The 15533-nt window shown below is 45.8% G+C and carries 7 protein-coding genes; 2 read left to right on the top strand and 5 right to left on the bottom strand.

What is annotated here, in order from left to right; genetic code table 11:
* Positions 1-4 precede the first annotated feature (4 nt).
* Complete coding sequence (locus tag BQ2633_RS10645; protein WP_075566994.1) at positions 5-475, top strand: hypothetical protein; 471 nt, start codon at positions 5-7, stop codon at positions 473-475.
* 595 nt (positions 476-1070) lie between these two features.
* Complete coding sequence (gene dnaK / locus BQ2633_RS10650) at positions 1071-2975, top strand: molecular chaperone DnaK (RefSeq protein ID WP_075566997.1); 1905 nt, start codon at positions 1071-1073, stop codon at positions 2973-2975.
* Between the two features lie 466 nt (positions 2976-3441).
* Here dnaK and BQ2633_RS10655 read toward each other — a convergent pair whose 3' ends face one another.
* The 5 genes from BQ2633_RS10655 to BQ2633_RS10675 all read right to left on the bottom strand — a co-directional run bounded on the left by BQ2633_RS10655 (position 3442) and on the right by BQ2633_RS10675 (position 15463).
* Positions 3442-7200, bottom strand: a complete 3759-nt coding sequence (locus tag BQ2633_RS10655) for an endo-beta-N-acetylglucosaminidase (protein WP_075566998.1) — start codon at positions 7198-7200, stop codon at positions 3442-3444.
* 104 nt (positions 7201-7304) lie between these two features.
* On the bottom strand, positions 7305-9095 hold the full coding sequence (locus BQ2633_RS10660; RefSeq protein ID WP_083234038.1) for a SusD/RagB family nutrient-binding outer membrane lipoprotein: 1791 nt from the start codon (positions 9093-9095) through the stop codon (positions 7305-7307).
* 21 nt (positions 9096-9116) lie between these two features.
* Positions 9117-12509: a SusC/RagA family TonB-linked outer membrane protein gene (locus tag BQ2633_RS10665; RefSeq protein ID WP_075567001.1), complete on the bottom strand. Its 3393-nt coding sequence runs from the start codon at positions 12507-12509 to the stop codon at positions 9117-9119.
* A gap of 419 nt (positions 12510-12928) precedes the next feature.
* Positions 12929-14131: a GSCFA domain-containing protein gene (locus tag BQ2633_RS11630; protein ID WP_075567002.1), complete on the bottom strand. Its 1203-nt coding sequence runs from the start codon at positions 14129-14131 to the stop codon at positions 12929-12931.
* A 6-nt stretch (positions 14132-14137) separates the two neighbouring features.
* A complete protein-coding gene (locus tag BQ2633_RS10675) occupies positions 14138-15463 on the bottom strand; it encodes a hypothetical protein (protein WP_075567004.1) in 1326 nt (441 codons plus the stop codon).
* Positions 15464-15533 lie beyond the last annotated feature (70 nt).

The following is a 15533-nucleotide window of genomic DNA, read 5'->3' on the forward strand; positions in this document are numbered from 1 at the left end:
AGGAATGAGCAGAAATGTGGGCAGCGGGCGTCAAGACGAGGGTGGTGCGCAGGGAAATTGTGCGCAAGCTACCCTGACGATATGGGTTGGCGTTGGCCGTAGCCGCGACGTATTATATAATAATGTGCGCGCAAAGTTACGGACAATGCCCCACATAGGCAAACAAACAAACCAGAAAGCTCATTTGAACACTGTCTTTCTCCAGGGGATGATGCCCAGAGTGCGCATCGCCTTGGGATATTGCTCGAAGATGGGGGTGAAAACGGAGGAGAACAAAGGGAATATCGATGTAGAAGTTTGGGAAATTTTGCATTTCACGTCCCTCCATTTAACGCGCAAATCGAAGTCACTGGAGGATTGGGCGCCACTACGCGATTCTCAGCGATTAGAAAATGACGTAAGAATCGAGTGTTTTCGCTATGAAAAAGGTGTTTTTGGAGAGAACAGTTCGGATATTGTTGAAAAAAGCGCCTAGAGAGGAGCGATTTTGTCCGACAAAGAAGAAATTTTGTCCGACAGAAATTGAAAAACGTCGGAGATAATTTGAAAAACGTCGGAGATAATTTGAAAAAGGTCGTAGATAATAGAGAGAACTTCCCATGTTTTGACAGAGAAGTGCCGAGCAACCGAATAGAAACAGGGAGAAAGCGCTGAGTATCTTCCTAGAATGGAGCAAAAAGTTTCCATTTTTGCCCTTCGCCATTAACATTCTAACCTCTGTTTTTTTGGGTATTTAAGATGAAAGGATGGAGAAAGGTGGGGAGTTGTTGCCCAGCGATGGCGATGGCGTGCCGAACCAATCTATGAAAAGTAGCGTAAACTGGCACGTAAAATCGTATGCGCGTGCGGTGGTTATGACAAATTTATGACAAGATGTCAGAGAGGAAATGCAGCAAAGCGCATTTTCTTTTTTGGCACGTGGCTTGCAATAATAGGGGCGTAACGCCATCGCAGCGCCGACATCGGAGATTTTCCAATCAAAACCGAATGTTGCACTTCCTCTCTCGAGGATAATGCTATGCGTGTGGTGAAAACTCCAATTTGAATAACAAAAAAAAGAATATACTATTATGGGAAAAATTATTGGTATTGACCTCGGAACCACCAACTCTTGTGTTTCCGTTTTTGAAGGTAACGAACCTGTGGTTATCGCTAACAGCGAAGGTAAGCGTACTACTCCTTCTATCGTAGCCTTTGTTGGCGATGGTGAACGCAAAGTGGGCGACCCCGCTAAGCGTCAAGCAATCACAAACCCTGAACGTACGGTTTACTCTATCAAGCGTTTTATGGGTGAGAATTTCAGCCAAGTGGAAAAAGAAGTCGGTCGTATGCCTTATAAAGTGGTGAACGATGGCGGTCTTCCTCGTGTGGCGATCGACGGTCGCAACTACACTCCACAAGAAATCTCTGCAATGATACTCCAAAAGATGAAGAAAACTGCAGAAGATTACCTCGGACAAGAAGTGACTGAAGCGGTGATTACCGTGCCTGCTTACTTCTCTGACTCTCAACGTCAAGCTACTAAGGAAGCTGGTCAAATCGCTGGTCTCGAAGTGAAGCGTATCGTAAATGAACCTACGGCTGCTGCCCTCGCTTATGGTGTGGACAAAGCCAACAAGGATATGAAGATTGCGGTGTTCGACCTCGGTGGTGGTACCTTCGATATTTCAATCCTCGAATTCGGTGGCGGTGTGTTTGAAGTGCTCTCTACAAATGGTGATACTCACCTCGGTGGTGACGACTTCGACCAAGTGATCATCGACTGGTTGGTACAAGAATTTAAGAACGACGAAGGCGCTGACCTCACTGCCGACCCAATGGCAATGCAACGTTTGAAGGAAGCTGCTGAAAAGGCGAAGATTGAACTCTCTAGCTCTGCTTCTACCGAAATCAACCTTCCTTACATCATGCCCGTAGGCGGTGTGCCTAAGCACTTGGTGAAGACCCTCACTCGTGCTAAGTTTGAACAATTGGCTCACGGTCTTATCCAAGCTTGCCTCGTGCCTTGCCAAAACGCACTCCGCGATGCTGGTCTTGAAAAGAACGAAATCGACGAAATTATCCTCGTGGGTGGTTCTAGCCGTATCCCTGCTGTGCAAGAACTCGTGCAAAACTTCTTCGGCAAAGCTCCTTCTAAGGGTGTGAATCCTGACGAAGTGGTGGCTGTGGGTGCTGCTATCCAAGGTGCTATCCTCAACAAGGAAAGCGGTGTGTCTGACATCGTCCTCCTCGACGTTACTCCTCTTTCTATGGGTATCGAAACGCTTGGTGGCGTGATGACTAAGCTCGTGGAAGCTAACACGACTATTCCTTGCAAACGTAGCCAGACTTTCTCTACTGCTGAGGACAACCAACCCGAAGTGACCATCCACGTGCTCCAAGGTGAACGCACTATGGCTGCTCAAAACAAGAGCATCGGTCGTTTCAACCTCGCTGGTATCGCTCCTGCTCGCCGTGGTGTGCCTCAAATCGAAGTTACATTCGACATCGACGCTAACGGTATTCTCAATGTGAGCGCGAAGGATAAGGCTACTGGTAAGGAACAAAGCATCCGCATCGAGGCTTCTTCTAACCTCTCTCAAGAGGAAATCGACCGCATGAAGGCTGAAGCTGAGGCTAACGCAGCTGCGGATAAGGCTGAGGCTGAACGTATCCAAAAGATCAACCAAGCTGACAGCATGATTTTCCAAACGGAGAATATGCTCTCTGAAAATGGTGACAAACTCCCTGCAGATGTGAAGGGTAAGGTGGAAGCTGCGCTCAACCAGTTGAAGGAAGCGCACAAGGCGCAAGATGTTGCTGCCATTGATGCTGCTACTGCTGCCTTGAATGCTGCTACTCAAGAGCTTTACGCTCAAGCCGGTGGCGGTGCTCAACCTGGTGCTGCTGACTTCGCTCAAGGTGGTGCACAACAAGGTGCTCAACAAAACGGCAATGAAGACATCCAAGATGCTGACTTCGAAGAAGTGAAGTAATCACATCCTTTGTCCTAATAATAGGAAACCCCAGCTACTCTCCTTTGAGTGGCTGGGGCTTTTTTGTGTTTGTTTCTGTTCTCTTCCTCCTTTTCTCCCCAATGATTCCCCAAAGGTCGTTAGAGTGACGAGCTACTCGTTTTTGAATCTCAAAAGGTACTAGAGGGTGATAGTGGTATTCGTTATTGAACTCCAAAAGCTAATTAGAGGGTAATTGTGGTTCTCGTTAATGAAAAGATAGCTTCCTATTATTTTCCTGTTGGCAGCTTATTGTCGTTAGTTCTTGGTGTGCCACTACATCTTCGAGTCAACGGCAAACAATCTGCTCAAGAATCAAATTAAATCTGTTCAGGAAATAATGACCTTTTGGGGTTTATAATCGGTGGAATAAGAAACAAAGAAAGACCGCATCAAAACCAATGGGTCTTGACGCGGTCTTTGATTATGCGTGATTAGTTATAAAGAATTAGTTCTTTACGAGTTTCACGGTGCGGACGAGTTTACCATCGCGTTCGATACGGAGGAGGTAAGTGCCTGGAGTACCGAGATAGAGGCTTGCGTTGTTGCCAGCTGCAATGTGTGCAGACTTTTGTGTTACAAGTTGTCCAGCGAGGTTGTAAAGAGAAATATTATAATGTCCAGATTGTTCAAATTCAATCATAACATTTTCTCCTACAGTTGTGGCTTTGAACTCATCAGATTGAGCTTTTTCAATGCCAGTGATTCCTGTACCCACTTTGATGACAGAGAAAGTCTTGCTGTCGCTACCAAGGGCATTGGTGAGCGTAAGTGTCACATTGTACATACCATCCTTAGAGAAGGCAATGTTAGCAGAACCCGCTTGGTCATTACCCACTGCATTTGTGATGGTTGCATTCTTAGCAGTCCAAGTAGCTGTGGTCTTAACAGGGAATGCTGTACCCTTAATGAAGGGACATCCAGAAGTGTAGGAGGGCTCTACCCAGTTGATGTTGCCTTGACCTTCACCACCTGCAGAAACATAGTTGTGCAAACCAGCTTGTGCAGTGATTTCACCTACAGAGGTAAACTTCTTGTCAGTGGCTTTGTCTTCAAAAGACCATAGTGCAGCAAGGCCTTGAGGAAGGGCTTCCTTGTTCAAATCCTTCATAGAAGTTTGAACATCTTCGGCTGTGATGGGCTTGTTCCAAATTTGGAAATTGTCAATAACACCATCAATACCAGCGCGGAATGCCGCTGTACCACCAGCTGCAATTACCATGCGATTCGTGATGGAATAGACGTTTGATTCAAAGCCTACAGGAGAAGTTTGTTCTGCACCGCCATGTTTCCATTTCGTAACTTCTTGCTTGATGCCATTAACATAGAAGTCAGAGCGGAATGCTCCGCTAGCATCGTATTCGAAGTTGAATGCAAGGTGTACCCAGCTACCTACGGGGAGCTTAGTTTTACCAAAGGTATATTGCAACTCTGTGTTGTTAGAAGCGTCGGTGCCACGGAAGGTGTAACTTCCAATAGTACCATCTGCATTGAGTGAAGTCCAAATCCAGCCCCAGTCAGTCTTAGGCCAGCCGTCTTGTTTGCTCGCAATGCTAAGAAGCTGTGTAGCACCAGCAGAGAGCTTGTTGATTTTGAGCCAATAAGCTACGCCGAAGCTCTTGTTGTTGTCAACCTTAACGTCAGCAACAGGCACACCGAATCGTTCTTCCTTGAGTTCTACACCTTGTGATCCAGAACCATCAGCTTCACGTCCTGTGTAAGCGAATGCTGCAGCTTCGTTAACCTTGAGCTCAATGTTGGAGTTTTCATTGTTGGCAGTGAGCGTCTTGATTTCAGGAAGTGCACCAACTTCTTTGCTCGTGATTTGAACGAAAGAAGCAAATTCGCGAGTGGTTTCTTTACGACCCTCAGCTGTTTGCTCGTTTCCAGTAACCTTTAGCGTGTAGCTACCAACATTGGCAAGTCCATTGACTTGAACTTTATTTCCAGTGCCTGAGAACACTTCTTCACCCTTGCTGTCAACAATCTTCCAGGTTGCGTCTTCGTGGAGAGGATCAACGTAACCAATTTCAAAAGCTTCGTTAGGTTTGATGGTCTTCTTGTTGATTTGGACGTCATCGTTATAAGCGTAGTTAGAGGCTTCGAGGAAGTCTGTCCAGCTGATAGCAGATTCTGTCTTATGATCAAGAGAAAGAGCAGAAACACCCAAACGAACCTTGGCTTTTGTTTCGGTGAGTTCAAGAGGTATGTTGTAGAACATAGCCGCCCATGAAGTGGTTACACCCATGAGGATAGGTTGCTTTCCTTCTTGTTGAGCGTAAATCTTGAACATTGATGTCTTCACATCACTGTTGTAGCATGGTTCTCCTGCTGGCTTATCGTTCTTCATGTTGAAGATAAGCTTCGCATCAACACCATTACGGCTGAACGCCAGCAATTTTGAAGATTTGATTTCAGGAGCAGAAGGAGTAGCAACTGCTGCAGAAGGACGAGAGAGTGAGAATTCACCCAAGTAGAAGTCAAGATTCTCAGCATTCTCTAAGTGGAGTGCCACGAGAGCCAACTTTTTACCATTGAAGGCTTCTGAGAGGGTGAACTTCTTTTCAACCCAAACGTCTTCATCGGCATCTTGTGTTGCTTCGAGAACCTTGAAGTCACTTTCATTGATGGCAGCTGCTTCCGCACCTTCGGCAGTGAGTGTCAAGTGCACATTGGCTTTACCACTCTTTACCTTATAGCGGAGAGTGATGACATCACCTGTGGCAAGTGCATACTGAGTTTTGAAAAGATGGAGGAACTCATTAGCGGATGTGCCATTGATGCGCAAGCTAGAACCACCCATATAGGCTTCGTCCCAAGAGAACTCCGCATTCAAACCATTGCTCACAACATCGTTACTTGTGCGACCGAGCACCTTGTTGGCAAACCACCAGCGCCAAGTGGGAAGGTAGTCTTGCACACCAATGTTGTACCATTCGCGATTGTTTTGCTGCTTACCCATCCAGTTGAAGTACTTACCATTACCCAAGTTGAAGTAGGAGATGAATGGTTCTTCTGCCAAATCCCAAGATAGAGTAGAACGCGCAGACATCATGCTTGCCATGCCGGGGAAATCGAAATTATCGGCATTGTATTTGAGCGAGTTCTTCATTTCTGGGAGGTTAGCTGGGTTGCGTGAGCCACCAGTAAACCAACGTTCGGTGCGGAGCATATAGGTTCTCTGCTTGATGTCAGGAGTAGATCCCTTTTCGCCGCGGCTTTCCCAGAACATGTTGCGTGAGTGTGCGCCCCAAAGACCAATAGAGATGGGATAGTCTTTGAGCAATGTCCAGTTGATGCCATTCCTAGGTTCAGCTCCTTGCATGTTCACACCTGCGTAGAGGTAGAGAGGATTGCGGTTGATTGATTTAGCGTGTTCTACAGAACTTTCTAGAAGATCTGTTCCATAACTCCAGTTGTAGTTGAAGAAGAGAGACGCGGCAGGTTTTCCGTCTACACCAAAATTTTTCTCGTTGTGACTTGCAAGACCTTGGTCAAACATGATAGAACCACGATCATTCGTGCCATCATACCACATGTTTTCAAACACGGGGTTCTTGTCCTTCATCTTTTCGTTGAGGGCAACGTGGAGTTCACGGATGGCTTTTGTTTCTGCAAAACCACTGCTATATTCAGAGTTATAACCGAATCCGTCGACACCATAGTAATTAAGGAACTGAGCAGCTTTGTCTGCACCAGCAGTACTCATTTGCTTCAGACATCTTTTCCAGGCGTTAGGCAAAGTGGTATTAGGAATACCTGCAACGGAAGTTACTGCCACACCATTTTTGTGGGCTACATCCAAAAAAGCTGCGGGAACGCGGCCAAGAGGAGCAGACCAGTCGCCCCAGTGGTCAACATAGTTCCACATGGAAAAGACTTCGCTATCGAAGATTCCGTTGGGAAGGGCGTTGATTTCAGGATCATTGATAGGCAACCAAGCTACAAGACGCTTGTCCACTTCTGGCTTAATGCCAAGGCGTACTTGCGTAGCATTGTTGTTAAAATGTTTGCGAGGCTTCACACGTGAGATGAAGAAGTTATCGTCTTCAGAGATTGTGCTGCCTGGTGTCCAGTTGCTTAGTTTTTCGCCAAATTGCTCGCTGCTATATCCCCATGTGATATAGTCCTTTTTGAGCTGTTGCGCATAACCGTTCGTAGCCATCACAGCCAAGAGGGTTGAGATGAATAGAGTAGCTTTTCTCATGGCACAAAATTTAAATGATTAATAGAGTTGGTTCGTTGTAGAATAAGAGAGTCTTTCGCACAAAGTCTAATTGTTTCTGTGCAAAAGACTCTCCATATAATAAATTAGAAGTTAGGTGTGTTTACATCCCACCACAAACGAGTGGATTGGAGGTCTTCACCACCTAATGCATTAAGTCCTGTTGCTTCAATGTTACCTTTCGTGATAGGATCGGTAGCATTCCAAGGAATGCGACGGATAATGTCTCCATATTGGAGTGAACCATCACCGTCATCGGCATTGAGGACATTAAAGAGTTTGGGATAGCCAGTGCGACGAAGTTCTGTCCAAGCTTCTGTAGACAGTGGGAAGAGCGCGATGTACTTTTGAGTGATAATCTTTTCGAGTTTCACTTCGCGGTCATCAGACTCGTTCCACTTCACACCAATCTTGGTGAGTGATGGCCAGTCTTCGCCTCCCATGGGATCTTTCTGCACGTAAGCCGTGGGTTTATCCTTCTGGATGTAGTTTGCCACAAGTGTGCTGTAAGGACTGCTGCTGATGAGTGAGGGGTCTTCTACATAAGCATGACGAATACCTTCATTGTAGAATTGCTCAGCAGTACCGCCCATGTTCCAACCACGAATTGCACCTTCGGCACGGAGGAAGCATACTTCAGCATACTTTACGTAGTAAGCAGGGGCATTCTTCATAACATCGTAAGCAAATGAAGAATAGCGACCATATTGGTTGCCCGCAGATTTTTTACCTTCACCTACGAAGGTTCCTACGCGAATACCTACGATACGGCTGTCGTCTGGAGTCACTTCTTTTTTGCTGTTGGTGATGTCACCACTATTGTTCTTCCAAAGGTAGTGAGTCGTGGGATGATCAAGGCTCATAAGGAGAGATTCCATAGAAGCACTTAAGCGAGTGTCGTCCCAGTTGACCATGATTTCGGCTAAAGCATGCTTACCACCCATCTTCTTGACGAAGATACCATGTTGGTCATTTACGCTCTCTATCACACCATTCTTAACCGCTTCTTCAGCCCATTTTCTAGCCGTTTCAGGTTCTGTCTTTACGATGTGCATAGCCATACGTAGTTTGAGGGAATTAGCCAAAGCAATGTAGCTCTTCATTCCTTGGAATCCACGTTCACTATCAAGGTTACTTTCGTTGTAGGTCATGCACAATTCTTCGATACCATCTTTATACCATTGAGGACGTTGGTCAAAGGCTTTGAGCGTTGTCACAATTGTGTCAATATTTTGCACAATGCCGTGATAGATGGTCTTCAAATCGTTATAGACCTTAGGATTCTGCGAGTTTTTCTTATCCTCGAGATAAGTGAAAGGTCCAGCCATATCAGCCAATTCTTGTGCTCCAATACAATAGTAGAGCAAGTTGATGGCCTTCATTTCAGGTATGCTGTCCGACATGGGATGGTGCAAAATAGGCATTAATGCATTTTTTGCTCCCGTGTAAGCGCCGAATGGACCTCCATTGAAGCCATCTACGATGCGATAGCTGGAAGTTAGGCGTCCGCCAAAGTTGTGAGGTACTGTCAAGTATCCAGCATAAGCATCGGGCCCCAATGAATAGAAAAATTGGTAGTTGTGTGGGCTAGAAGGGAGAAGCCCCCAGCTTTCTGTCTTACCGCCACGGAGCAAGCATTGTCCCGTTTTACTTTGAGGGTAAACATCTCTTTCTAGAACCTCACGTGCTTTGGCAAAGCCCTCTTTGGTCACTTGCTTGTGATAGTCGATGACATCGACATTGCCTACATAGACCTTATTGTCAATGGAGCGGTCGTTTACTTGCAACGAATCGAGGGGGTCGTCATAGTCTAAGCATGACTGCATACCAAAAGAGGCAAAAGCTAAGAGCCCAATGGCATAGATATTTTTGTTCATGATGTTGTTGCTATATAAAGGTTAGAAATTGAGCTTGATATTCACACCAAATGAGCGAGCAGAAGGAAGGTTGAATATTTCGAAACCACCCAATCCATTTGCTGTAGAGAGTGAAATATCTGGGTCTACAGGTGCCTTCTTGTAGATGAAGAAGAGATTGCGTGCAATGACAGAGACATTGAGGTTCTTACCTTCGCCTAGCAAGTTACGCCAGTTGTAGCCAATAGAGAGCTCACGTAGACGGAAGTTTGTAGCATCATAGATGTAATCGATAGCACTGCTACTACCAACAGCTTCATAATACTTGCGACCATTTACAATGTCACGTCCTTCGTTGATGGCAAGTCCCCATGAGCCGTCAGCTGCTTTCAGTCCAGTTGCTTCGGCATGGCGACGAGCTTCTCCTGTACGTTCTGAAACTCCAAGACGATCGAGGTAACCTTCAGTGAGGGAAACAACCTTACCGCCAATTCGACCATTGACAAGGAAGTAGAGTGAGAAGTTCTTATAGAAGAATGTGTTGCTCCAAGAGAGTTGAATGTTGGAGTTCATATTACCCACATTCAGGCCAAAACGTTCACCGCCTTTGTCGACACGTACATTGCCTGCAGAGTTTACATAGCGTTTCTTACCATCGAAAGAGGGTTGTCCCTGATCGTTGATGTAGATATCGCCTGCTTTATGGATGAGCTTACCTCTTCCTTCAGAGTTGAGGCCACCATTTTCATCACGGTAAACATCGTCACGCCAACGTGTAAAGTCGTTGACATACATTTCACCATAGGGGCGACCAACCTTATAGTTTACTTGAACTTTACCACCTGCTACGGAGATAGCCATTTCCTTGTTATGACCATCTTCGACATAGGTCTTTTCTACGCGGTTGTGGTTATAAGAGAAGTTTACACTTGTCTTCCAGCGCAAACCAGGAATGATGTTGTGCCAGTCATAACCTACGGTAGCTTCGATACCTTGGTTGCGGATGACACCACTATTTACAGGCTGAGACTTACCATTTGAAGCTGCGATAGTGAGATAAGAGTTATGCATCGCAGCATTATAATAGGTCACGTCAACATTCAAACGATTGTTGAAGAACTGAGTTTCAACACCAGTTTCAAATGAACGAGTCTTTTCAGGGATAGGCCAGAAGTTGTTGTAACCTAATACACTAGCAGCCCCCGTTCGTGGGTCAATCGTTACGGAATTGAAGAGTACGTTAGGGATAGAGTTACCTACTTCTGAGTAACTAATGCGATATTTCACGTATTCATCCTTCCAGTTAAACAAGCTAGAGAGGATGGCATTAGCACCAAATCCGAAATAACCATAGTTATCAGGTGTGCCAAGTGCAGAGAATTGGCGGAAAGTGCGGTACCAGTCACGACGATAAGAACCGTCAACATAAACCATGTCTTTCCATCCTACTTGGGCAGTGAAGAGAGCTGCTTTATCCCAGTTACTAGTCGTGTTCTTGGTTGTTCCACCAGCACCACCAGAAGAGGGATCGAAGCGATTGACAATCGTAGGAAGGTCCTTTAAGATATAACCTTGAGATGTGTCATAAGTCGCATTGGTGTAGGTACTCACGTTTGTACCTTTAATGACGTGACCCACCCAACCAGCGGTAGCTGAAATGCTCCAGTCTTGGATTTGCTTGTTGTAAGAAAGTAAGTAGTCTGTGTAGATTTCGTTGGTTCTATTGTTAGATAGATAGTACGTACCAAAGTCGTTCATGGCCTGTGGTCCCCAAGTGGAAGCGTAGGTTTTGCCTTCCGCACTATATCTAGAGTGGTCGATGCTTACGCGAGCTTGGAAAGCTAATCCATCATAGATATCAAATCTACCTTGCAAGTTACCATAGAAACGGTCATCACGTGCGACGCTGCTATTCTGGTTGAGCAACCAATAGGGGTTGTTTTTTTCTGCAGTTTGGAAAGCCCATTCTTGCAATGGTCCAGAAAGTTTTGAGCGACCACTCGTTTCTTTATAAGCGCCTGTAACTGGGTCAGCTATAAAATAGGAACGTTCTGCTGATTGCCACTGACCAGGGGTGGACACATGATTGCGGTAGTAGTCAAAATCTACGTTGCGTGGCAAGGTGTAGAGGTCGTAAATGGGGTTACCCACTGTACCACCACCCATGCGGTTGTTGGTCTTCGTTTGTACGTAGTTGGCATTAACATCAATGTTAACGCGATTCCAGAAGTTATAGCTTTGGCGGAAAGAGAGTGTATTACGGTTGTAGTTATTACTCTCCAACATACCATTAGAGTGGGAATTGGCAATTGAGAAATAAGTCTTGATCTTTTCTGTACCGCCGGAGAGAGAAACCGAGTTGTTAGCCGTTACACCTGTGCGGAAGAAGTCTGAGACATCGTCGTTTGCCGAATTGCGTAAGTGAATGTTGCGTGTGCCACCAATGGTGGGTGCAGCATTGACAGTAGCAGTGTATGCACCACCACCAGGAAGTTTATCTCCCCAGCTATCTAGCGATAGACCACCGGAGCTTACTTCCGCTCCATAGGCGTTTTGAAGTTTTGGGGTAAGTAGTGGATTTTCAAAGGTGATGTTAGAGTTAACATTCACATCAAGTTTACCTTCCTTACCTTTCTTTGTCGTAATCATAACGACACCATTCGCTGCAGCCGAACCATAGAGAGCTGCAGCATTAGCGCCTTTCAAGATGTTCATCGACTCGATGTCATCAGGGTTAATCATAGAAAGAGGGTCAGAACCTTCAGCTACACTCGAATAGGTAAGGTTGTATGCTTGGTTAGCTTGTCCACGCACATTGTTGGTCATAGGCACACCGTCCACCACGATGAGAGGGGCGTTGTTACCTTGGATTGACTTGTTACCGCGAAGGGTGATTTTTGAAGCACCACCAGCACCACCAGCAGAAGGAGTAATCGTAACACCAGAAATCTTACCTTCGATGCCGTTTACCAAGTTAGGGTCTTGCACCTTCATCAACTCGTCTGAACGAAGCATCTGAGTCGAATACGTCAGAGAACTTGCTTTACGGGTAATACCCATAGCTGTTACTACCACCTCGTTAAGGTTGGAAGTTTCTTCTTCGAGAGTGAAGTTAAGTTCAGAGGTACCATCCCATTTCACCGTTTGTGATTTGTAACCGATGAGTGAGACTTTGATAGATGCACCAGGTTTTACGTTCTTGAGGGTGAAAGATCCGTTAAGCTCTGTTGTGGTACCGGTGCCGGTACCTACAACAATGACGTAAGCACCTACAGCGGGTTCGCCTGTAGCATCAATTACTCGTCCTTTTAGAACGTTTTTTTGCTGTACATTTGAAGTAGCTGCATGAACAGAAGTGGGGATAAGGCTACTCGCCCCACCAGTTAGCATTGCAACCAAGAGCATCGCTCTTACAGATAGCATTGGCTTAATCATGGCATGTTGTGTTTATTTGGAGGTTTTTGCTGTATTTATATGCAGAAAAAAATTGATAACTCGATTCTGATATGCAGAATTGCTATGTTCAGTGAGCATTTGTGATAGCGAAGATACAGATAAAGTGTTTTACTTCCAAATGTTCTGAGCTATTTTTTAGGTTATGTTGCTATTCGAATCGAGAATAATCGGCTATTTTTTTAGGGGCTAACTTATTGTCAAATAGAAAGATGCGTACTCTTAGATGATGCCTGTATTTTTTCTGCATTTTTTTGCGAGGCTAGGTGAGCAGGCTCCGTTTATTTAAATGTGCCTTCTTGACATTTGAAGATGACAAAAGAAGAGGGAATGCTACACTCTCCATTGAAAAGTGTAACATTTCCTCTTCTTTTGTGTGTGTTTTGTAGACGCTTCGTCTTTTATTGCGGAGCAAATCCAAATTTTCGTGTGAACTCTGCGATGCGCTGCTGAGTTTGTGTATAAAACTTTCGATAATCCTCACTTTCTGGGTGAAGGGGGCGATGTGCTAGTGCTTGACGAATTGAATAAAGATGTGATGCGCAGTCGTTCAGTTCGGAAGAAAAGACTGTCTCGCGAAACTTCTCCCAGATGTAGTCCACAGCTTGTTCCGAAGGGTGGAGCATGTCCGGGGCAAAGAAGCGATAATCGCGGAGCTCATCAAGGAGAATCTCATAGGCTGGGAAGTAATGTTGCCATCTACCAGTCGAAGTGGCGAGCGACGATGTTGTGACATCAGATTTCTTCTCTTTGCCTTTTGGGGTATTCTGTCTATTCTTCTCTGATGGAAATTCCGAGTGCTGAGCAAAAACGTCGGACTTTTTCAAAAAAAACTCCGACGTTTTTCCGAAAATCTCCGACATTTTTTTGCGACTCTCCCATTCGTTTGTAATTTCCTTGGAATCAGCTTCTTGTGAAAATCCATTTTCGATAGGAATCTCTGCGTGAATGAGATGATCAATCATGAGATGCAGACGCGCTTTGGAAAGTTGCGACTCGTGCATCCCATGTTTGGCATAGCGATATGGGCTCACTGTCCAGAGGATGTGGAGTTGTGGATAGCGCGCTTTGATGAATGGCAACAACGACTCCCATACACCAATCGAAGCGTCCAAAGAAGTCACCTTTTCGTCAAACAGATTACCGGGCATCTTGTGACAATTTGCCACCAAACTCCCCCAGCTGAGTTCTTCTTTAAGATAATAACCGTGGTCTGTGCTAAGTGTGAGAATGAGTAAATCCGCCTTCTGCAACACCTCGTGCGCTTGCTTCAACGACGCTTCCACTAGACGTTGGCATTCCTCGCGAGTAGGAGCCGAAAAAGTTCCTGCATGCCACCAACTGTGCCACAGCCCATCACGTCCCTCAAAGAAAATATCTTCGGGAAGGGGATGGGCAAAGGCTATTCTCGCCAGGGCACGTGCCAAAACCGTGGGGTGATAGAGCACGCCAAAGGGATTGACGCTCACTCTATCAGGAGGGAGCGCGCACGCCAATCGCTGCCCGATGTGTTCTGCAAAACAAGACCCTAGGACAACAATGTGCGATTGCGGAGTCAGTTGGAAGGGGAAGGGAGAAATCTCAATCGGTGTGGAAAATCTCATCACGCTTTAGAGTTTAACTTGCACTGCAGCAGGGAATAATCTCTCGGGATCATGGAAAAGCTCAAGGCTTTCGCGGATGTTCTTGGCATCGCATTTCACGGTGCCGTCAAACACCTTCTTGCCATTCACCCACACCTTCACAGGCTGTGCAAGGTTCACCAGAGTATTGTCCAAGAAAATGGTGTAAGTGCCTGACTTCGCAGGAGTATATGTGCGATTAAACTTCATCGGGATGCTCGTTCCTGGCACATTGTCCGTCACCGTATATTTCACTTCTTGAACAGTAAGGCGCACCTCATTGTTTGCCATGCTCAGGTGATGGAAATAGCGTGGAGATCTTCCGTCATAGTCATTGGTTGCACCAGGGCTAGTAGCAGCCACTTCGGGCAATTTGGGCGATTCGTCCACGCGAAGGTTGTAGAATCCATTGCGATAGCGACCACCCATTGGGAAGTTCTCCCAAAGGAATTCCTGTGGGCGTGGATTTCTCTTATACGCTTTCAGCCAACTTGTGGTGGGATTATAGTTAATGCCGTGACCACGCCCTTGTTGCAGTTCGATGCGGTGCTTAAAAGTATTAGGATATTGTTGTTCGAGTTGGTCGAACGCCTCCTTAGCTACCATTGTAATTTGGTTGCGTCCAAAACCATAGTCTTGACTACCCGTGAGGAGCGAGAAAGCAATGTGCTGACAGTTTTCCGCAGGCGCATTTCTCAAAGGTTCTCCACCAGCCATCGGACCTGCGCCAGCCCAATAGTCAGCATAATAAGAAGCTAATCGCTGCGAACCATAGCCCCCTTCGGAGATGCCAAACACATAGATGCGATTGGGGTTGATGTTTGGAGATGCCATCGCTTGTTTCAACATTTCTTCCCAAGCCCATTGTTTCGACTGTTGATACCAGCGATACCACTCACCAGTGGGATTAGGCATCTTAGGAACCACATAAGTGGAGGGAGCATCGTCAAATCCTTGCGACAAGGTCAGTCCATTAGCCCATTCCTGATCGGCAGGTCCACTGCCGTGCAAATAGAGAAAGAGGGGATAACCACCCTTAGGTTGTTCCCCTTTGGTGCCAAAATAGAATTGGAGTTCTGCATTTTCTTCTAGTTGACTGGGGAGAAGCAGGCTTTGTGTAGCAGGTTGGTTGAGCGAAGGAAGCGTAGCTTGCTGAAAAATAGAAAAAGCCGAGTTAGAGCATTGCATTTCTTGCTGCCAGGTTTGCCAAATATAGCGTTGCGCATCGGGCACTTCTTGCAGAGAAAGTTCCTGAGCTTGAGCCACAAAAGCAGAGCAACAAAGTGTCGCAACGAGATAAGGGGTAAGTTTCATGACACAGAGTGTTATATAGAAAAGGATTTTAATGAATACATATATAATAATGGTGAGCTAAACCTCCGAG

The organism is Ihuprevotella massiliensis, from assembly GCA_900095835.1.
Lineage (GTDB): Bacteria > Bacteroidota > Bacteroidia > Bacteroidales > Bacteroidaceae > Alloprevotella > Alloprevotella massiliensis.

Coding starts and splice junctions, on each gene's coding strand:
- BQ2633_RS10655 (WP_075566998.1), bottom strand. CDS start 7,200: ATGAGAAAAGCTACTCTATTCATCTCAACCCTCTTGGCTGTGATGGCT.
- BQ2633_RS10645 (WP_075566994.1), top strand. CDS start 5: ATGAGCAGAAATGTGGGCAGCGGGCGTCAAGACGAGGGTGGTGCGCAG.
- BQ2633_RS10660 (WP_083234038.1), bottom strand. CDS start 9,095: ATGAACAAAAATATCTATGCCATTGGGCTCTTAGCTTTTGCCTCTTTT.
- BQ2633_RS10675 (WP_075567004.1), bottom strand. CDS start 15,463: ATGAAACTTACCCCTTATCTCGTTGCGACACTTTGTTGCTCTGCTTTT.
- dnaK (WP_075566997.1), top strand. CDS start 1,071: ATGGGAAAAATTATTGGTATTGACCTCGGAACCACCAACTCTTGTGTT.
- BQ2633_RS11630 (WP_075567002.1), bottom strand. CDS start 14,131: ATGAGATTTTCCACACCGATTGAGATTTCTCCCTTCCCCTTCCAACTG.
- BQ2633_RS10665 (WP_075567001.1), bottom strand. CDS start 12,509: ATGATTAAGCCAATGCTATCTGTAAGAGCGATGCTCTTGGTTGCAATG.